The sequence below is a fragment of the Kribbella sp. NPDC003505 genome, assembly GCF_040610875.1.
In the GTDB taxonomy this organism is placed as follows: domain Bacteria; phylum Actinomycetota; class Actinomycetes; order Propionibacteriales; family Kribbellaceae; genus Kribbella.
Map to the genome: position 1 here is coordinate 158,011 of NZ_JBEXNA010000004.1, position 17,407 is coordinate 175,417.

Below are 17,407 nucleotides of genomic sequence, written 5' to 3' on the forward strand. Positions count from 1 at the left end.
TGACCGCATGCGAATCCCTGAGAGCGCACGAGCCGTGCTCGAATCCGATGCCCTCGGCCACCTGGTCACCCTCAACCCCGACGGGAGCCCGCAGGTTTCGGTGGTCTGGGTCGGCCTGGACGGCGACGAGATCATCGCCGCGCACGTGCCGAACAACCGCAAGGTGAAGAACATCCGCCGCGACGGCCGGGTCGCCTTGTCGATCGAAACCGACCGGGTCAACGAAATGGGCCTGGCGGAGTACCTGATCGTCACCGGCACCGCCCGGATCACCGAGGGCGGCGCGGTCGGCGTACTGCGGGAGCTCGCGAAGACCTATCTCGGTCCGGACGCGGATTTCCTGCCGGGTGACGACCTGCCGGCCGGGTACATCACGCACATCAGTGTCGACAAGATCGGCGGTGTCGGACCGTGGGCCTGAAGATCGGTGTGATGCTTCCGCTCGGTGCCGGGGACGGGCCGGGCGGCGGGATGCCGGGCTGGAAGGACGTGCGGGCGGTCGCGGAGGCGGCCGACCAGGGTGGCCTGGACTCGGTCTGGCTGGCCGACCACTTCCTGTACCGCGACCCGGAGGGGCAGGTCTTCGGGATGCACGACAGCTGGACCCTGCTGAGCGCGGTCGCCGCGGTCACCGAACGGGTCGAGCTCGGAAACATGGTGCTCTGCGCATCGTTCCGCGATCCGGGCCTGACCGCGAAGATGGCCGTGACGCTGGACGAGGTCTCCGGCGGCCGGCTGACGCTCGGCGTCGGCGCCGGCTGGCACGACCCGGAGTACGAGGCCTTCGGGCTGCCGACCGACCACCGCGTCGGCCGGTTCGCCGAGTGGCTGGAGATCGTCGCCCGGCTGATCCGCGGCGAGACGGTCACGTACGACGGCACGTACTACTCCGTCCGCGACGCCGACCTCGACCCGGCGCCGCCGCACCGGATCCCGATCCTGGTCGCCGGCCACCGCCCGCGCATGATGCGGCTGACCGCCCAATGGGCCGACGCCTGGAACACCGCCTGGTACGGCGCCCCCGACCTGCAGGTGGAGGAGCGCCTCGAAACCCTCCGCCAGGCAGTCCAGACGGCCGGCAAGCCGGCGGGGTCGGTGACCGCGACGGCCGGGATCATCGTGCGCGACCCGGACCAGTCCGTACCGGATCCCAGTCCGAAGGCGATCGCCGTCCAAGAGTTGCCCGAGGCGGCCGCGGCGTACCGCAAGCTCGGCGTACAGCACCTGATCGTCTCGCCCGAGCCGATGACGCCGCGGACGGTCGAACTGGTCGCCGAGGCGAAGCAATCGCTGAGCAGCTGACCCCGCTTTTGCTGCCGGGCGGGTCCACCGGATAGTCTTGGCCGTCGTCGTGTCCCCCGCGTGGGGATCGTCGGAGGAGGCGTCGCCTAGTCCGGTCGATGGCGCCCGCCTGCTAAGCGGGTTGAGGGTAATCCCCTCTCGCGGGTTCAAATCCCGCCGCCTCCGCGCTGGGAGCGCCTTGCCTGCAGAAAGCGCAGGCAAGGCGCTCCGGCCATGTCTTCCGGGGGTGCAACCCCCGGGCCCCGCCCGGCGGGGCTTCGCCCCCCGGACCCCCCGCGCCGGGTTGGGTGCCCACGAGCCTCCGGTGGGGCGACTCACCTCCGATTGGCTTGAGGAGCTTGAGGAGGGTGCGCGGGGTAGCGACTCTGAGTGTTCGGGGTGGGACCTTCGGTGTGTCGGCCGGTGGCTGTGTACGCTGGCGGGCATCGACGGGGGTCGACAGCATCACGTCAACCAAGTGGGCGGCGTGGGCGTCTGATGTACCGTGGGCCGCTGCGCGCGGCCGACGGAGGGGTCGTCACGTCGTCGATCAGGGAACGGAGCCATGTCGCGAAGCACTCGCGCAGCCGGTCGGAGGGCAGCGCCGCGGGCCAACCGGTCCCGTGCCCGTTCGCACCGCGCCCGGACGGCGTCGAAGGCGATCGGCCTGACCCTGCTCAGCGCTCTGGTCCCCGGCTCAGGGCTGCTGATGGGCGGCCGGAAGAAGCTCGGCGCCTTCGTCCTGACGATCAGCATCGGCCTGCTGCTGATCGCCGCGTACGTCGGTCTCACGCACCGCGACTCGGTCCTCGCGCTCGCCGTCTCCCCGCGGCAGCTGCTGATCGCGACCGCCGCCGTCGTCCTGCTCGGCGCCGGCTGGATCTGGACCGTGGTGGCCTCGCACAAGCTGCTCCGCCCGGTGAGCATGACCTACACCGGCCGGCTGGCCGGCTCGATGTTCGTCGGGTTGCTCTGTTTCGCCATCGCCGTACCGACGACCGTCGCGGCGCAGACCGTGATGGCGCAGCGCGACCTGGTCGGCAGCGTCTTCCAGTCCGAGAAGAACTCGAAGAGCGCGACCCGGCCGAAGGTCAACAAGAGCGACCCGTGGGCGAAGATCCCGCGGCTGAACCTGCTGCTGCTCGGCGCCGACGACGGCGTCGGCCGGACCGGTGTCCGCACCGACACGGTGATCGTGGCCAGCATCGACACCAAGACCGGTGACACCGCGCTGATCTCGCTCAGCCGGAACTGGATGCGGATGCCGTTCCCGGAGGACTCGCCGCTGCACAAGGCGTACCCGGACGGCTTCTGGGACCCGAACCTCGGCAACGTCGAGCAGCCGGAGTACTACCTCGACGCGATGTACGAGAACGTCCCGAAAGCGCATCCGGGCATCCTCGGCCAGACCGACAACGAGGGCGCGGACGTGGTGAAACTGGCCGCGAGCGCCGCGCTCGGCCTGGACATCGACTACTACATGCAGGTCAACCTGGCCGGGTTCCGGCAGATCATCGACGCGCTCGGCGGCATCACCGTGAACGTCAACTACCGAGTGCCGATCGGCGGCGACTACGGCGCCGGCCCCGGGTCGAACAGCGAGAAGAAGCCGAGCGGGTACATCGAGCCGGGCCCGAACCAGAAGCTCGACGGCTACCACGCCCTGTGGTTCGCCCGCGGCCGCTACGGCCTCAGCGACCCGTCGCGTCAGGAGCGGCAGCGCTGCACGATCCACGCCCTGGTGAACAGCGCGAACCCCCAGACCCTGGTGACCTCGTACCAGCAGATCGCCAAGGCCGGGAAGGAACTGCTGCGCACCGACATCCCGCAGGACATCCTGGGGGCCTTCATCCAGCTCGCGCTGAAGGTGAAGAACGCCAAGGTCACCAACATCGACCTGGACAAGACCAAGAACTTCCCGACCGGCAAGAACCCGGACTACGAGGCGATGCGGGAGATCATCCAGAAGGCGATCGCCCCGAAGACGAACCCGGTCGCCTCGACCCCGAGCGCGAAGCCGACCAAGAAGCCGACCAGCAGCACCACCACGAAGCGCCCGACGACGCCGCCGAAGCCGACGGCCACCCCGGGCGAAGCCCAGAACCTCAACGACGCCTGCGCCTACAACCCGAGCCAGACCGGTAACTGACCCGGTTCGGGGTGAACTCGTGAACCCCTCCCAGGGAAGAATTGACCCACAGTGAGGACTGGTCACACCTGGGGGTGACTGTGCGGCGTTCGTTGGCGGTTGCGGTCGGGGTCACGGTTCTGGCCTGCGCAGGCTGCAGCAGCAAGGCGGACAGTGCGGACGCGCCCTCGGCAACGAAGGGGACGACGACCAGCAGCAAGGCGCCACCGCCCAAGCCGACCCCGAAACCGAGTCCGGTCGCGCTGTCGGTGCCGATGTACCAGCGCGCGCTGACCAACGTCGAGAAGGTCCTCAAGCCGTCGGTTGCGCGGCTGATGAACGCGCAGACGGTCGCCGCCTTCGACGCGGCCCGGGCCCAGCTCGCGGCCGCGGTCGTGATCGAGCGCACCGAGCTCGCGAAGATCACGCCGCCACGCGGCCTGGTGTCGGCGCATCCCGCCGTACTGGACGCCTTCGACGCGTACGCCGGCGACGTGGCCACGGAGCTGACCCGCGCCGGCGGCACGAAGACCGGCTGTGGATACCCGAAGTCGCTGGAGGTCCGGCTGTACGAGGCCAAGTTCGGCGTCTGGAACGCGTACACCGACTTGGCGCAGAAGGTGCAGAAGTCCGTCGGCAAGGGCCTGCGTTTCGGCGCGTTGTCGGTGCCGGCGAAGCTGCGCCAGCCGGACGTCATCGCCGGCCGCGGTGCGAACGGGGACGTGTTCCAGCGGTCCGGCCCGCGCGGCCCGGGCTCGCTCAAGATCAGCAACGCCGGCAATGACGTGGTGATCGTGGTCGCCACCAGCAGCCCGCGGAAACCGCAGGCTTCGATCTACGTCCGGGCCGACCAGAGCGCGACCCTGAAAGGGCTCCGCAGCCAGGACTACTGGGTCTACTTCAAGTCCGGGCGGAACTGGGACGCGAAGAACAACCGGTTCACCGAGGACTGCTCGTACCAGAAGTTCGACGACATCTTCGACGGCTCGTACACCTGGACGATCAGCCTGACCAAGTCGCCGCTCGGCAACGCGCCGTCGTCCGAGACGGAAGCCTTCTGATCCGGTCACCCCGGACGGATGAGATCCTGTGCCGATGCGGACGACGTACCGGATGCGGGCGGGGCGGTTCCTCGGGATCCTGGCCGCCGGACTGATCATTCTCGGGGTGGCCGCGGTGCTCTGGGCGCTGGGGCTGCCGGGCGTCGCGGTGTCGGTGTTCGTCACGCTCGGCGGGCTGATCGCGATCGCCGGCCTGTGGATCCTGGCCCGGCCGCCGAAGGTCGCCCGGCTCCGCGACCGCGAGATCGAGGTCCGCGGTCTGCGCACGCCCTGGACCGACGTCACCGAGGTCGGCCGGGTCGAAACCACGCACGGCGAGGCGATCGTGCTGCGGACGAAGAACCCCGAGCACCCGATCCTGCTGCCGGTCTCGTGGCTGGCGCCCGGGCGGGCCGAGGAGCTGGAGATCGCGCTGCGGGACAAGCTGAACGCCGCGCACGGGTACACGATCTGGGACGGGACTGCCCCCGAGGACGCCGGCGACGCAGAATGATCCGGTGCTTTCCTTCGAGCTGTCGTACGACGAACTCCTGACCTACCAGGGCACGAATCCGCGCCCCGCGGACTTCGACGCGTTCTGGGACAAGGCGCTGCTCTCGCTGGAGGAGGTCGCGGCCGACGCCGAGTTCGTCGACGCCGCCGACTTCCCGCTGACGACCGCGACAGCGCAGCACCTGTACTTCACCGGGACCGGCGGCTACCGCGTGCACGCGAAGGTGCTGCGCCCCGCCGAGCCGACCGGGCCGGCCGTGCTGCTGTTCCACGGGTACGGCGGTGAGCAGCCGAAGTGGGTCGAGCTGCTGCCGTACGCCGCGCGCGGGTTCACGGTCGCGGCGCTCGACGTCCGCGAGCAGGTCGGGTTCCGTACGTCGTCGCAGGAAGCCAACGCGTTCTCGCTGCAGCACCACCTCGTGCACGGGCTGGACGCCGGGCCGGACGGGCTGCTGTACAAGCACGTCTTCCTGGACACGCGGCGGCTGGCCGACATCATCGGCGGCCTGCCGGAGGTCGACGCGGCCCGGATCGCGACGACCGGGTGGAGCCAGGGCGGCGGGTTGTCGCTGGTGGCGGCCGCGCTGACGCCGACGATCAAGTACACGGCGAGCGTGTACCCGTTCCTGTGCGACTACCAGCGGACGTGGGACCTGAACCTGGAGACCTCGCCGTACGACGAGATCGTCACCTGGTTCCGCAAGCGCGACCCGCGGCACCTCCGGCAGGAGGAGGTCTTCACCACCCTCGGCTACATCGACGTCCAGCACCTCGCACCGCGGATCCGGGCCGAGGTCACGCTGTTCACCGGGCTCGAGGACCAGATCTGCCCGCCGTCCACGCAGTTCGCGGCGTACAACAAGATCAGCTCGCCGAAGGAGGTCCGCAGCTACCCCGACTTCGGGCACGACGACCTCCCGGGCGCGCACGACGACATCTTCCAGCTGATCGGCGCCAAGCTCTGAATGTACCCTTGTGGTTACGTAACTACTTGGGTACATTCCTCGCATGGACGTGGTGTTGCAGGCGCTGGCCGACCAGAGCCGGCGGACGGTGCTGGAGATCCTGCGGGATCATCCGGCGACGGCCGGCGAGCTGGCCGACGCGCTGCCGATCGCCCGCCCCGGCGTGTCCCGGCACCTGCGGGTGCTGCGGGAGGCCGGGCTGGTCGACGTGCGGCAGGAGGCGCAGCGGCGGATCTACAGCTTGCGGCCGGAGGCGCTCGTCGAGGTGGACGAGTGGCTCGAGGGCTACCGCGCGCTGTGGCGGAACCGGCTCGACGCCCTGCACACCGAGATCGCTCGAGGAAAGAAGGCGTCGCAGTGAGGATCACCGGGACGATGCGAGCTCTGGACGAAACCCGTGGCGCGGTGCGCGTCGAGGACGTCTACGACACCGACATCGAGGACTTGTGGGCGGCGTGCACGACGCCAGAGCGGCTGGCGCGCTGGATCGCCCAGGTGTCGGGCGGCTTGCACGAGGGTGGGACGGTCCACGCCGTCTTCACGAGCACGTGGAGCGGCGCGGTGCGGATCGACAGCTGCGAGGCTCCGCACCATCTGCTGCTCACCACCGAGCCCGGCACCGACGACGAGGGCCAGCTCGAGGCCTGGCTCGCTCCGGTCGGGTCACAGACCAAGCTGGTGGTGGAGGAGCGCGGCCTGCCCATCGGCTCGATGCACTTCCACGGCGCCGGTTGGCAGGTCCACCTGGAGGACCTCGGCCGTGCGCTCGCGCTCGACGGCCCGGCCCACGCCGACGGCTGGTCGGAAGAGAAGCCGGCGCCGGAGTGGCACGCGCGCTGGACCGAGCTCACCCCGGCGTACCGAGGTAGTGATGTCTGACACGATCCGGCTGGAAGGCACCACGCTGAACGCGCCCGACGCGCTCGCCCTCGCCCGGTTCTACGCCGAGATCACCGGCGGAACCGCCAGCGGTACGACGCATTGGGCCGCCGTGACAGGCCCGAACGGATCCCTCGGCTTCCAACAGGTCGACGACTTCGAGCCACCGCAATGGCCCGGCAGCGACATGCGGATGCATCTCGACTTCTACGTCGACGACCTCGCCGCGACCGGCGCCCGAGTCCTTGCCGCGGGCGCCAAACTCCACGACTACCAGCCCAACTCCGACCACTGCTACGTCTACACCGACCCGGCCGGCCACCCGTTCTGCCTGTCCATGTGGGACACCGAAGCCGCGACGGCCTCGTCACTTTCTCCAGGTGATTGAGTAGCGGAAGAGGAGGTGGCGGCGGAAGGTCGCGCCAGGTAGCAGGTCCGCGGCCAGGGACTGCATTTCCGGGAAGGTGACCGGTGGGGGCCAGACCGTCGGGGACGGGTGTTCCCAGTAGCCCTTGACCGCGCGGTGCGCCCAGTTGGCGGCCACTCCGGCCAGTTCGCGGGGCAGGTCACGCGGCAGATTCGAGCGTGCCACGCCGACGACCACCAGGACGCCGCCCGGGCGAACGAGTTCGCGAAGGCGGAGCAGGGCGGTGCGGGCGTCGACGTGGTGGATGGTGGCCACCGAGCCGATCACGTCGTACGACGCCGGCTGCAGCGGATGGTCCAGGAAGTCTCCGTGGACGTACTCGATGTCGTCGCCGTGGCTACGCGCCAACTCCAGGCTCGGCGTGTGCAGATCGATGCCGGTGACGTGCGGTACGACGCCGCGCAGCTTCCGGGCCAGCATGCCCTCGCCGCAGCCGACGTCCAGCGCGCGTTCAGCGCCGGGCGGAACGGCCTGGAGGATCTTCGGGTGGTAGTGAATGTTGTGGTTCCACGGCTCCCGCATCCGGCTCACTTCCGGCCGAGTGCCGCGTCGATCGCGGCCGACAGCACCTGGTCGTCGTCGGCCCGCCAGGTGTGATCCTGCGGGCACGTCCAGTTGTCCGGCTCCGGCGGGATCACGCACCCGAACAGCCGCACCTTGCCGGCTGCCGCCGCCTCCCGCGCGACCGGGGTCGGCAGCCCGTACAGGATCGGCACTCCTCGTTGCCCACAGACCGGGCAGGCAGGTGCGTTCGCCATACACCCAAGGTACGTCACCACCCGTCCACCGACGCCTGATGCCGTTGGCAACGGCGCCGGGCAGCTCCCCGGAGGGAACTGCCCGGCGTCATGAAAAGTAGCTCCGCAGTACCGGCCTGGTGAGGCATGGTCAGTACTGCGCAGCCGCCTAGTTGGCTTCTTTCGTCGCCCAGTAGTGCCATTGCGGGGACGCGACTGGGGAGCGGGCCAGCCCGTCCGGCCAGGTAGCCGGGAGGTCGTGACTCCGCGCCGCGTAGAGAATCACCTCCGATGCGCTCCGGTCCCCGCGGACGGCGACCCGGGCGGCGGTCTCGGCACGCATGTCGGCGAGGTAGTGGATCGCCGGCAGGAACTCGGCGCTCAGCCGTGCGCTGAGCCGGCCGACGGGTTCGTCGTCGAGCCGGACCTCGACCACGATCCGGTGCCGGTCCTGAATGGTGTCCTCCTCCTCGATCGCGTGCATGGTGGCGTACGCCCAGCATTCGCCTTCCGCGCGGAAGAACGGCGCCAGGATGTCGGGGTGCACCTCGCTGCCCGGGACCACGATGCCGCTGCCGGGCGGCAGCAGGTGGAAACTGCCTGGCGGGGGCAGGTTCACCGGCACGAGCATGTGCGGCTGCCCGAGCGCGACCGCGACGCTGGCGTGGAACTCGGTGCCCTGCGGTCCGTTGCCGCCGGCGCCCGCTCCCTCCCAGTTCGCCGCCGTCCACTCGCTGACCCACAGGTGGCACGGGACCTGCGGTTGCAGGCCTTGCGCCACCAGTTCTGACAGCACCGGGTGGTACCGGTGCGCGTCGTCCCTCGGCAGATAGCCGACAACCTTGCCCTGCACCCGGACGGCGATCGACCGCGGGTCGAAACGGTTGTGCGGTTCCGGGACGAGGTCCGCCTCGGTGTCCAGATCTGCGCCGCGCGCGGGGATGGGGTCCGGGAACAGGCTACGGATCGCCTGCTCGTGCGGGGCCTCCCGCACGACTTCCTGACCGCACCACAAAGCGTCGCCCCACAGACTGAACGGAATCAGTTCCATGTGCCCTCCAGTCCTCACTGACCGGCTTCTACCCGGCTCATCTGTTCCAGGGGCCTGGCCGTTACACCCAGTGAGCGTATGAAAACTAAGATGCCCAGTGAAGAGCCGTTTCACGCATGGTGCAAGAGTCTGATACGCAAAGGTATCCGTCGGTCCGGACTGTGGACGCGAATCGTCTTGGACAGCGAGCGAATCGGCGAAGATCGTGCAAATGCACGGGAAGGAACACCATGCAGGGCAGTGGTTCAGTGGCTCGATCGACCGTAGCGACAGTTGACGCCGAAGCGATCGAGGCCGCCATCAAGCGCTTGGACGGCGTCGCCGTCCGTACACCGTTGCAGCGCAACCTCCGCCTCTCCGAGCGCACCGGGGCGCAGGTCTGGCTGAAGCGGGAGGACCTGCAGATCGGGCGTTCCTACAAGCTTCGCGGCGCGTACAACCTGATCGCGCAGCTCGACGACACCGCCAAGGCCGCGGGCGTGGTGTGTGCGAGTGCAGGCAATCATGGTCAGGGGCTGGCGTATTCGTGCCACATCCTCGGCGTGCACGGCAAGGTGTACGTGCCGCGGACGACACCGCGCCAGAAGCGGGACCGGATCGCGGCGCTCGGCGGCAAGCAGATCCAGGTGATCGTCACCGGTGACACGTACGACGACGCGGCGGCCGCGGCGATCGCGGAGGCGTCGGCGACCGGCGCCACGATGGTGCCGGCGTTCGACGACCCGAGAACCGTTGCGGGGCAAGGGACTGTCGCCGTGGAACTGGTGGAGCAGCTCGGCCACGCCCCCGACGTACTCGTGGTGCCGGTCGGCGGCGGCGGCCTCGTTGCAGGGGTCGCAACGTGGATCGCCGAGCGGCATCCCGGCGTACGCATCGTCGGCGTGGAGCCGGGTGGCGCGGCGAGTATGGCGGCGGCGCTGGCGGCCGGGAAGCCTGTCACCTTGCCGCACTTGGACAGTTTCGTCGACGGCGCCGCCGTGCGCCGCGTCGGCGACGTGACGCTCCCGCTGGTGCGAGAGGCCGGCGTCGAGCTGATGTCGGTGCCCGAGGGGCTCGTCTGCTCGGAGATGCTCGCGCTCTACCAGACCGACGGACTGATCGCCGAGCCCGCGGGCGCTTTGTCGACAAGTGCCCTGGGCAACGGTCTCGACGTCCGTCCCGGCGAGACCGTGGTGTGTTTGCTGTCCGGCGGGAACAACGACGTCAGCCGGTACGGCGAGATTCTCGAGCGATCGCTCGTGTACGAAGGGCTGAAGCACTATTTCCTGGTGACGTTCCCGCAGGAGCCGGGTGCGCTGCGGGCGTTCCTCGACGAGACGCTCGGGCCGGACGACGACATCACGCTGTTCGAGTACGTGAAGCGCAACAACCGCGAGACCGGTGTCGCCCTGGTGGGCATCGAGATCAGCAGCCGGGACGACCTCCCGCTGCTGCTGTCGCGGATGGAGGCCGCCCCGCTCGACATCGAGCGCATCAACCCGAACTCACCGGAGTTCCGGTACCTGATCTGAGCGTCAGTGCTGCGAGTGCTTCGGGTGCCGCGGATCGTGCGGATGCGTCCCGTCGTCCCAGCTCTCGTCGTGCACCGACTGCTTGTCCATGCCCCCGGCCTTGTCCTCCCGGATCACGGCGCCGTCGGTGTTGTCGTCCGGCCAGAGATTCTGAGCCTGGTCGCGGTGTTGGTCCGCCTCGGTGCGGGCACCCGCGGCGGCCTCGCGCCGCTCGTTCGCACCGGCGGACAGGCGGCGTGCCTCGGCCGCCTTCTCGTCGGCGATCGCCTGCGCCTTCCGCGCCCTCGCGTCGACCTCGTCAGCCGCGGCCTGCTGCCGCTCGGCGTGCATCGCGCTCGTCCTGGCCTGCTGCTCGTGTTCGTAGGCCTCCTGCCGCTGACGTTCAGTGCGGCGCTTCGACATCGCACCCGCGATGAGTGCGACCACGATGACCAGCACGGCGGCTGCGACGACGATCCAGACAACAGTCATTCCGTCCATCGGTCCTCCCTAGGCTCGATGATCAGAACCTCCGGTACCCGGAGCCGTCGCCGCCTAACGCCGTACGGACTCAGACCAGACCGCGGCGCGCCGCCCAGACGATGGCTTCGATCGCGGTGCTGAAGCCGAGCCGGTCGCAGATCAAGCGGGTCCGCCGGCGCACGGTGCGCTCGGACAGCTCGAGCCGGCGGGCGACACCGTCCACCGGCAGCCCGGTGGCGAGCAGCCGCAGCAGCTGCAGGTCGTCATGACTGATCTCGCGCGGCGGCACCCTCCGGGCGAGCGGTCGGAATTCCTGGGAGAGGACGGTCATACGGATCACCTGGTTCCGTCAAGCCGGGACTCGGCGGCGTCCCAGTCGGCCGGTTTGCCCTGCGGGGCGTAGCGCCGCAGAGAATGGGTGGACCGGACCAGTGCGCGCATCGCGCGCAGGTCCGGGAAGGGCTCGCCGAGGGCGCGAGCCTGGACGAGGACGTTGCCCAGCGCGGAGGCCTCGACCGGTCCGGCGAGCACGGGGACGCCGCATGCGTCGGCGGTGAGCTGGCAGAGCAGTTCGTTCTGCGATCCGCCGCCGATGACGTGCAGTACGTCGACGTCCCGGTCGGCGATCGTCTGCGCGGCGCGCAGCGTACGGCGGTACGCGAGGGCGAGGCTCTCCAGGATGCAGCGGACCACCGCACCGCGGGACCGTGGCGCGTCCTGTCCGGTGGCCCGGCAGTGCTCCTCGATCCGCGCCGGCATGTTGCCCGGGGCAAGGAACTCGGGCGCGTCCGGATCGATCAGTACGGCGAACGGCGGCGCGTCGGCGGCATCCCGCAGCAGGCCGGCGAGGTCGTCGTCACCCCAGACCCGCTGGCATTCCTGCAGGATCCACAGTCCCATCACGTTGCGCAGGAACCGGATCCGCCCGTCCACGCCGCCTTCGTTGGTGAAGTTGGCCGCCCGCGCGTCATCGGTGAGCACCGGCGCGTCGAGCTCGAGCCCGACAAGCGACCAGGTCCCGGACGAGATGTACGCGAACCGGTCGTCCGCCGCAGGCACCGCGACCACAGCCGATGCCGTGTCATGCGATCCGACCGCAATCACCGGAACCTCGCCGGCCGGCCCGGTCTCGTCCGGCAGCATGTTCCCGATCACGTCCCCCGGCTCCCACAACCGGGGAAACACCCGCCGCGGCAGCCCGATCCGCGAGATCAGCTGGTCGCTCCAGTCCCGGGCCGCCACGTCGTACAGCTGGGTAGTGGAGGCGTTGGTCCGCTCCACACCGATCTCGCCGGTCAGCCAGTACGCCAGCAGATCCGGAATCATCAGCAAGGTGGCGGCGTCGGAGAACAGCTCCTCGGCCGCCAACTGGTAGACGGTGTTGAACGGCAACTGCTGCAGCCCGGTCACGGCGTACAGCTCGCTCGCCGGAACCGTCGAGAGCACGCGCTCCATCACCCCGTCGGTGCGGGAGTCGCGGTAGTGGACGGGATTGCCGAGCAGTCGACCGTGCGTGTCGAGCAGACCGTAATCGACCGCCCAGGAATCGATGCCGACGCTGTCGATCCGGCCGGCGAGGTGGAGGCCGTCCAGGACGGAGCGGTACAAGTGGAGGAGGTCCCAGTGCAGGGTGCCGTGGACGCGCACCGGGCCGTTCCAGAACCGGTTCAGCTCGCGCAGCTCCAGCACCTCAGGACCGACCGAGCCGAGCATCACCCGCCCGCTCGACGCGCCCAGGTCCACCGCGGCGACCCGCTTCACGGCGCGACCACCGTGAGGTCGAGGTGCAGGAGATCGGCGACCGCGGCCAGCTCGGCGGCGCGGTGGCCCGTCCCGAGCGCCCAGTGGTGCGCGACCCCGGACGCCGACCACGCGTCGGTCCACTCGCCGGGATCGCACCCGAAGTCGACCCGCGACGTCGTGTTCCCGATCTGCAGCAGCGGCCCTGGTACGACGGTGCCCTCGGAAGCGATCAGGTTGAACGACCCGTCCCGCCGCTGGCCCAGCCCGCACAGCGTCACCGGACCCTGCTGTACGTCGAACTCCACCGACACGCCCCACCCGCGCTTGCCGTGGTACACGCCGAGCCCGCGCAGCAACGGCTTCCGGGCCGAGATCGCCAGGTGCGCAGGCCCGTCGTGGCCCATCTCGACGACGTTGTCGCGGAAGTTCAGCGCCTGCAGTTCGGTGAACGACCCGCCCGCGCCGAGCCGATCCATCACCAGCATCGCCAGCGACGTGCGCAGCTCGTACTCGCCGGCCGCCGGCACACCCCTTGCCGTCAGCAACGAAGCGCCGAGGATCATCCCGGCCGCGATCCGCTCGTGGGTCTCGCCGTCCAGCCCGCGGTGGTAATAGGCCAGCGAATCGAGGGCGAAGTCCTCGACCAGCCGGTCCAGCGCGACCGACACCGTCGCACCCCAGCGGAAGTCCTCGAGCTTGACCGAGTCGTCGAGCTCGAAGAGCTCACCCGCCAGCCCCATCCGGGCGGACGTCTCCGCCTCCGTGACCTGCTCCACCCGCACCCGCAGGTCGTCGATCTCCAGGATCTCCACGTGCCCGCCGAGTTGCGCGGACACCAGGGTGGGGTCGGTGACGACGTCCATCATGCCCGGGTACAGGTGGCCGAGCAGGCCGTGCCGTCCGTGCCGCAACGCCGCCCGCACACCGGCGGCGCGGATCCACCGGTCGATCCGCGCCCAGGCCCGCTCGTCCTCGAGGTATCCGGAGACCGAGCGGAAGTCGATGCCGCACCGCTCGAACGCGTTCGCCATCTCGGGCAGCGGGCACGCCCCGCAGTACGCCAGCCAGGCGCCGGTGTCGAACGAGGCATGATCCATCGCCTCGGTCGGCTGCAGGTTCAGCAGCAGCACCGGCGCGCCGCTGCGTTGCGCGACCGGCACCAGCATCGACGCCGTCATGTACGTCGTGAGGAAGCCGACGATCAGATCGCAGTCGGCCACCCGCAGCTTCTCGGCGGCCGTCGCGCCCTCCTGCGCGTCGGAGATGAACCCGACGTCGACCACCTCGCAGTCGAGAGCCGCGAACCGCTCGGACACCCGCCGCGCGGACGCCTGCAACTGTGGCAGCAGGTCCGGGAACTGCGGCCAGTACGCACCCAGCCCGCCGGCGACCAGGCCGATCCGGGTCCGGCGTGGCGTGATCCGTTGCAGACCGTGGTGGGCGGCGGGCTCGGACATCCGGCAGCTCCTAACGCAGGAAGGCGGCAGCCACGCCGGCGTCGACGGGCACGTGCAGACCGGTCGTGTGCGTCAGGTCGCCGCCGGTCAGCGCGAACACCGCGGCCGCGACGTTTTCCGGCAGCACCTCCCGCTTCAGCAGGGTCCGCTGGGCGTAGTACGCACCGAGCTCCTCCTCCGGTACGCCGTACACGGCAGCCCGCTTCGCGCCCCAGCCGCCGGCGAAGATGCCGGAGCCGCGGACGACGCCGTCGGGGTTCACGCCGTTGACCCGCACCCCGTACTCGCCCAGCTCGGCCGCGAGCAGCCGGACCTGGTGGGCCTGATCCGCCTTGGCCGATCCGTACGCGACGTTGTTCGGCCCGGCGAACACCGAGTTCTTGCTGGAGATGTAGACGATGTCGCCGCCCATGCCCTGGTCGATCAGCACCTTCGCGGCGGCCCGCGACACCAGGAACGAGCCTTTGGCCATCACGTCGTGCTGCAGATCCCAGTCCCGTTCGGTGGTGTCCAGCAGCGATTTCGAGATCGACAGGCCGGCGTTGTTGACGATCAGGTCGACGCCGCCGAAGGCCAGCACCGCCTGCCGCAACGCCGCCTCGACCGCGTCCGCCGACGACACATCCGCACCGACCGCGACGGCCACGTCGGACGACCCGATCTCCTTCGCCACCGCCTCGGCGGCCGCGAGGTCCAGGTCCGCAACCACGACGCAGGCGCCTTCCGCGGCGAGCCGCTGGGCGATCGCCTTGCCGATCCCCGAGCCGCCGCCGGTCACGAAGGCGACCTGGGTGGCCAGCGGCTTCGGCTTCGGCATCCGCTGCAGCTTCGCCTCCTCGAGCGCCCAGTACTCGATCCGGAACTTCTCCCGCTCGTCGATCGGCGCGTACGTCGACACCGCCTCGGCGCCGCGCATCACGTTGATCGCGTTGACGTAGAACTCGCCGGCCACCCGTGCGGTCTGCTTGTCCTTCCCGAAGCTGAACATGCCGACACCCGGCACCAGGACGATCGCCGGATCCGCACCGCGCATCGCCGGGCTGTCCGCCTCGGCGTGCCGGTCGTAGTACGCCGCATAGTCCTCGCGGTACGCCGTGTGCAGCTCCTTCAGCCGCGCGACCGCGTCCTCCAGCGGTGCATTCGCCGGGAGGTCCAGGACCAGCGGGCGTACCTTCGTCCGCAGGAAGTGGTCCGGGCAGGACGTCCCGAGCGCGGCCAGCTCGGCCAGCTTCTCGCGGGCGGTGAACTCGAGCACGACGTCGGAGTCGTTGAAGTGGCCGACCTGCGGCTTGTCCGTCGACGCCAGCCCGCGGATCACCGGCGCCAGCGCGGCGGCCTTCAGCCGCCGCTCCGCCGGGTCGAGCGGCTCGAATCCGGCAACTACGGCACCGAACGGCTCGGCGGCGCCACGGTCGGCGAGGAAACGTTCCGCCGTCCGGATGATGTCGAGGGAGTTGGCCTCACACTCCTCGGAGGTGTTGCCCCACGCGGTGATGCCGTGGCCGCCCAGGACGCAGCCGATCGCCTGCGGGTTGTCGCGCTTGACCGCGGCGATGTCCAGCCCGAGCTGGAAGCCCGGCCGCCGCCACGGCACCCACACGACGCGATCGCCGAAGCACTCGGCGGTGAGCTTCTCGCCGTCCGCCGCGGTCGCCAGCGCGATCCCGGAGTCCGGGTGCAGGTGGTCGACATGCGGGGCATCGACCAGTCCGTGCATCGCGGTGTCGATCGACGGCGCCGCGCCGCCCTTGCCGTGCAGGCAGTAGTCGAACGCGGCGACCATCTCGTCCTCACGCTCGACGCCCGGATAGGTGTCGACCAGCGCGTTCAGCCGATCGAGCCGCAGCACCGCGAGACCGGCTGCCGTCAACGTGCCGAGATCACCACCGGACCCCTTGACCCACACCAGGTCAACCGGTTCCTGGGTCACCGGATCGGTTGCCGTTCCCTTGGCGGACGTATTTCCGCCCGCATAGTTGGTGTTGCGCGGATCGGCACCCAGTCGGTTGCTACGCGCAACGAGCTCGGCTGCGGTGTCGCTCACTGTCATGCTCCCCATCCGGCCTGCTGACCGCCGACGCGGTCCTTGGTGATCTGCTCGAAGTACCCGCTGCGCTTGTAGGCCGCGACCGGGTCGGGATCCAGCCCCTGGGACTCGCGCAGGTCGGCGAGCAGCGGCCGGACGTCGGTGTTGTACGCGTCCATCAGCGCCGCGTTCGCACCGAGTACGTCGCCCGACTGCTGGGCGGCCCGCAGCGCGTCCCGGTCGACCAGCAGCGCCTTCGCGGTGGCTTCCTGGACGTTCATCACCGAGCGGATGATCGCGGGGATCTTCTCCTCGATGTTGTGGCACTGGTCGAGCATGAACGCGATCCCGCGGTCCGGGTCCAGCGCGTCGCCGCGGACGATCTCGTTCATGATCCGGAACAGCTGGAACGGGTCCGCGGCGCCGACCATCAGGTCGTCGTCGGCGTAGAACCGGCTGTTGAAGTCGAACGCGCCGAGTTTCTTCGTGCGCAGCAGGAACGCCACGATGAACTCGATGTTCGTCCCCGGCGCGTGGTGCCCGGTGTCGATACAGACCGTTGCCTTCGGCCCCAGTTCGAGACAGTGCGCGTACGACGTACCCCAGTCCGGCACGTCCGTGGTGTAGAAGGCCGGCTCGAACAGCTTGTACTCGAGCAGCATCCGCTGGTCGTCGCCGAGCCGGTCGTACACCTCCTTCAAGGCGCTGGCGAGCCGGTCCTGGCGGTCCTGGATGTCGTCCTGGCCCGGGTAGTTGGTGCCGTCGGAGAACCACAGCTTCAGGTCGCGGGACCCGGTGGCGTCCATGATGTCGACGCACTCGAGCAGGTGGTCGGTGGCCTTGCGGCGGACCGCCGGGTCCGGGTTGGTCACGCTGCCGAGCTTGTAGTCGTCGTCCTGGAACACGTTGCTGTTGATGGCTCCGAGCCGGACGCCCTGCTCCTTGGCGTACGCCGCCAGCGCAGCGTAGTCGTCGACCTTGTCCCAGGGGATGTGCAGCGCGACGCTCGGCGCCACGCCGGTGTACTTGTGGACGACGGCCGCGTCGGCGATCTTCTCCTCCGGTGACCGCGGTACGCCGGGCTGGGTGAAGACCTTGAACCGGGTGCCCGAGTTGCCGAACGCCCACGACGGCAGTTCGATCTCCTGGCGGCTCAGGGCGGCCCTTACGGCATCGGTCGTCATGGT

Annotated in this window: 19 protein-coding genes and 1 tRNA gene; 11 read left to right on the top strand and 9 right to left on the bottom strand. The window is 69.8% G+C overall.

Annotated elements, in window-relative coordinates:
• Positions 1–7: 7 nt before the first annotated feature.
• The 10 genes from ABZX12_RS14405 to ABZX12_RS14450 all read left to right on the top strand — a co-directional run bounded on the left by ABZX12_RS14405 (position 8) and on the right by ABZX12_RS14450 (position 7,194).
• Positions 8–421 (top strand): TIGR03618 family F420-dependent PPOX class oxidoreductase, encoded by a 414-nt coding sequence (locus ABZX12_RS14405; RefSeq protein ID WP_355693182.1) that lies wholly within the window; start codon positions 8–10, stop codon positions 419–421.
• Entirely contained in the window at positions 412–1,302 is an 891-nt protein-coding gene (locus ABZX12_RS14410) for an LLM class flavin-dependent oxidoreductase (RefSeq protein ID WP_355693184.1), read from the top strand. The genes ABZX12_RS14405 and ABZX12_RS14410 overlap by 10 nt, the downstream gene beginning before the upstream one ends.
• A gap of 75 nt (positions 1,303–1,377) precedes the next feature.
• A tRNA-Ser gene (locus tag ABZX12_RS14415) sits at positions 1,378–1,467 on the top strand.
• Between the two features lie 379 nt (positions 1,468–1,846).
• Positions 1,847–3,430, top strand: a complete 1,584-nt coding sequence (locus ABZX12_RS14420; RefSeq protein ID WP_355693186.1) for an LCP family protein — start codon at positions 1,847–1,849, stop codon at positions 3,428–3,430.
• Between the two features lie 80 nt (positions 3,431–3,510).
• Positions 3,511–4,470, top strand: a complete 960-nt coding sequence (locus ABZX12_RS14425; RefSeq protein WP_355693188.1) for a hypothetical protein — start codon at positions 3,511–3,513, stop codon at positions 4,468–4,470.
• A gap of 34 nt (positions 4,471–4,504) precedes the next feature.
• A complete protein-coding gene (locus ABZX12_RS14430) occupies positions 4,505–4,963 on the top strand; it encodes a hypothetical protein (RefSeq protein ID WP_355693190.1) in 459 nt (152 codons plus the stop codon).
• 4 nt (positions 4,964–4,967) lie between these two features.
• Positions 4,968–5,927 (top strand): alpha/beta fold hydrolase, encoded by a 960-nt coding sequence (locus tag ABZX12_RS14435; RefSeq protein ID WP_355693192.1) that lies wholly within the window; start codon positions 4,968–4,970, stop codon positions 5,925–5,927.
• A 43-nt stretch (positions 5,928–5,970) separates the two neighbouring features.
• Entirely contained in the window at positions 5,971–6,288 is a 318-nt protein-coding gene (locus tag ABZX12_RS14440) for a metalloregulator ArsR/SmtB family transcription factor (RefSeq protein ID WP_355693194.1), read from the top strand.
• 14 nt (positions 6,289–6,302) lie between these two features.
• Entirely contained in the window at positions 6,303–6,806 is a 504-nt protein-coding gene (locus ABZX12_RS14445) for an SRPBCC domain-containing protein (RefSeq protein ID WP_355693196.1), read from the top strand.
• Positions 6,799–7,194 (top strand): VOC family protein, encoded by a 396-nt coding sequence (locus tag ABZX12_RS14450; protein WP_355693198.1) that lies wholly within the window; start codon positions 6,799–6,801, stop codon positions 7,192–7,194. The genes ABZX12_RS14445 and ABZX12_RS14450 overlap by 8 nt, the downstream gene beginning before the upstream one ends.
• Here the strand turns inward: ABZX12_RS14450 and ABZX12_RS14455 are convergent.
• The 3 genes from ABZX12_RS14455 to ABZX12_RS14465 all read right to left on the bottom strand — a co-directional run bounded on the left by ABZX12_RS14455 (position 7,174) and on the right by ABZX12_RS14465 (position 9,021).
• Positions 7,174–7,755: a class I SAM-dependent methyltransferase gene (locus tag ABZX12_RS14455; RefSeq protein WP_355693200.1), complete on the bottom strand. Its 582-nt coding sequence runs from the start codon at positions 7,753–7,755 to the stop codon at positions 7,174–7,176. The two genes, ABZX12_RS14450 and ABZX12_RS14455, sit on opposite strands and share 21 nt — an antisense overlap.
• Positions 7,756–7,760: 5 nt before the next feature.
• Entirely contained in the window at positions 7,761–7,991 is a 231-nt protein-coding gene (locus tag ABZX12_RS14460) for a hypothetical protein (RefSeq protein ID WP_355693201.1), read from the bottom strand.
• A gap of 148 nt (positions 7,992–8,139) precedes the next feature.
• Entirely contained in the window at positions 8,140–9,021 is an 882-nt protein-coding gene (locus ABZX12_RS14465) for an HIRAN domain-containing protein (RefSeq protein WP_355693203.1), read from the bottom strand.
• A 230-nt stretch (positions 9,022–9,251) separates the two neighbouring features.
• Between ABZX12_RS14465 and ilvA the strand changes: the two genes are divergently transcribed.
• A complete protein-coding gene (gene ilvA, locus ABZX12_RS14470) occupies positions 9,252–10,532 on the top strand; it encodes a threonine ammonia-lyase IlvA (RefSeq protein WP_355693205.1) in 1,281 nt (426 codons plus the stop codon).
• 3 nt (positions 10,533–10,535) lie between these two features.
• On the opposite strand, the gene ABZX12_RS14475 is transcribed toward ilvA, so the two are convergent.
• The 6 genes from ABZX12_RS14475 to rhaI all read right to left on the bottom strand — a co-directional run bounded on the left by ABZX12_RS14475 (position 10,536) and on the right by rhaI (position 17,404).
• Positions 10,536–11,012: a hypothetical protein gene (locus tag ABZX12_RS14475; RefSeq protein WP_355693207.1), complete on the bottom strand. Its 477-nt coding sequence runs from the start codon at positions 11,010–11,012 to the stop codon at positions 10,536–10,538.
• A gap of 70 nt (positions 11,013–11,082) precedes the next feature.
• The gene (locus ABZX12_RS14480) at positions 11,083–11,325 is read right to left on the bottom strand and encodes a LuxR C-terminal-related transcriptional regulator (RefSeq protein ID WP_355693208.1); all 243 of its coding nucleotides are present in this window, start codon (positions 11,323–11,325) and stop codon (positions 11,083–11,085) included.
• A 5-nt stretch (positions 11,326–11,330) separates the two neighbouring features.
• Entirely contained in the window at positions 11,331–12,755 is a 1,425-nt protein-coding gene (locus ABZX12_RS14485; RefSeq protein ID WP_355693210.1) for a rhamnulokinase family protein, read from the bottom strand.
• Positions 12,752–14,194 (bottom strand): L-fucose/L-arabinose isomerase family protein, encoded by a 1,443-nt coding sequence (locus ABZX12_RS14490; RefSeq protein WP_355693212.1) that lies wholly within the window; start codon positions 14,192–14,194, stop codon positions 12,752–12,754. The genes ABZX12_RS14485 and ABZX12_RS14490 overlap by 4 nt, the downstream gene beginning before the upstream one ends.
• A gap of 10 nt (positions 14,195–14,204) precedes the next feature.
• A complete protein-coding gene (locus tag ABZX12_RS14495) occupies positions 14,205–16,244 on the bottom strand; it encodes a bifunctional aldolase/short-chain dehydrogenase (protein WP_355693214.1) in 2,040 nt (679 codons plus the stop codon).
• Positions 16,241–17,404, bottom strand: coding sequence for an L-rhamnose isomerase (rhaI, locus tag ABZX12_RS14500; protein ID WP_355693215.1), 1,164 nt, complete (start codon positions 17,402–17,404; stop codon positions 16,241–16,243). The genes ABZX12_RS14495 and rhaI overlap by 4 nt, the downstream gene beginning before the upstream one ends.
• Positions 17,405–17,407: the final 3 nt, after the last annotated feature.

What these genes read in the sequence shown, in the direction of transcription:
- ABZX12_RS14490 (WP_355693212.1), bottom strand. Translation starts at nt 14,194, where the DNA reads ATGTCCGAGCCCGCCGCCCACCACGGTCTGCAACGGATCACGCCACGC.
- ABZX12_RS14430 (WP_355693190.1), top strand. Translation starts at nt 4,505, where the DNA reads ATGCGGACGACGTACCGGATGCGGGCGGGGCGGTTCCTCGGGATCCTG.
- ABZX12_RS14405 (WP_355693182.1), top strand. Translation starts at nt 8, where the DNA reads ATGCGAATCCCTGAGAGCGCACGAGCCGTGCTCGAATCCGATGCCCTC.
- ABZX12_RS14440 (WP_355693194.1), top strand. Translation starts at nt 5,971, where the DNA reads ATGGACGTGGTGTTGCAGGCGCTGGCCGACCAGAGCCGGCGGACGGTG.
- ABZX12_RS14450 (WP_355693198.1), top strand. Translation starts at nt 6,799, where the DNA reads ATGTCTGACACGATCCGGCTGGAAGGCACCACGCTGAACGCGCCCGAC.
- ABZX12_RS14445 (WP_355693196.1), top strand. Translation starts at nt 6,303, where the DNA reads ATGCGAGCTCTGGACGAAACCCGTGGCGCGGTGCGCGTCGAGGACGTC.
- ABZX12_RS14420 (WP_355693186.1), top strand. Translation starts at nt 1,847, where the DNA reads ATGTCGCGAAGCACTCGCGCAGCCGGTCGGAGGGCAGCGCCGCGGGCC.
- ABZX12_RS14480 (WP_355693208.1), bottom strand. Translation starts at nt 11,325, where the DNA reads ATGACCGTCCTCTCCCAGGAATTCCGACCGCTCGCCCGGAGGGTGCCG.
- rhaI (WP_355693215.1), bottom strand. Translation starts at nt 17,404, where the DNA reads ATGACGACCGATGCCGTAAGGGCCGCCCTGAGCCGCCAGGAGATCGAA.
- ABZX12_RS14475 (WP_355693207.1), bottom strand. Translation starts at nt 11,012, where the DNA reads ATGGACGGAATGACTGTTGTCTGGATCGTCGTCGCAGCCGCCGTGCTG.
- ABZX12_RS14465 (WP_355693203.1), bottom strand. Translation starts at nt 9,021, where the DNA reads ATGGAACTGATTCCGTTCAGTCTGTGGGGCGACGCTTTGTGGTGCGGT.
- ilvA (WP_355693205.1), top strand. Translation starts at nt 9,252, where the DNA reads ATGCAGGGCAGTGGTTCAGTGGCTCGATCGACCGTAGCGACAGTTGAC.
- ABZX12_RS14495 (WP_355693214.1), bottom strand. Translation starts at nt 16,244, where the DNA reads ATGACAGTGAGCGACACCGCAGCCGAGCTCGTTGCGCGTAGCAACCGA.
- ABZX12_RS14460 (WP_355693201.1), bottom strand. Translation starts at nt 7,991, where the DNA reads ATGGCGAACGCACCTGCCTGCCCGGTCTGTGGGCAACGAGGAGTGCCG.
- ABZX12_RS14455 (WP_355693200.1), bottom strand. Translation starts at nt 7,755, where the DNA reads ATGCGGGAGCCGTGGAACCACAACATTCACTACCACCCGAAGATCCTC.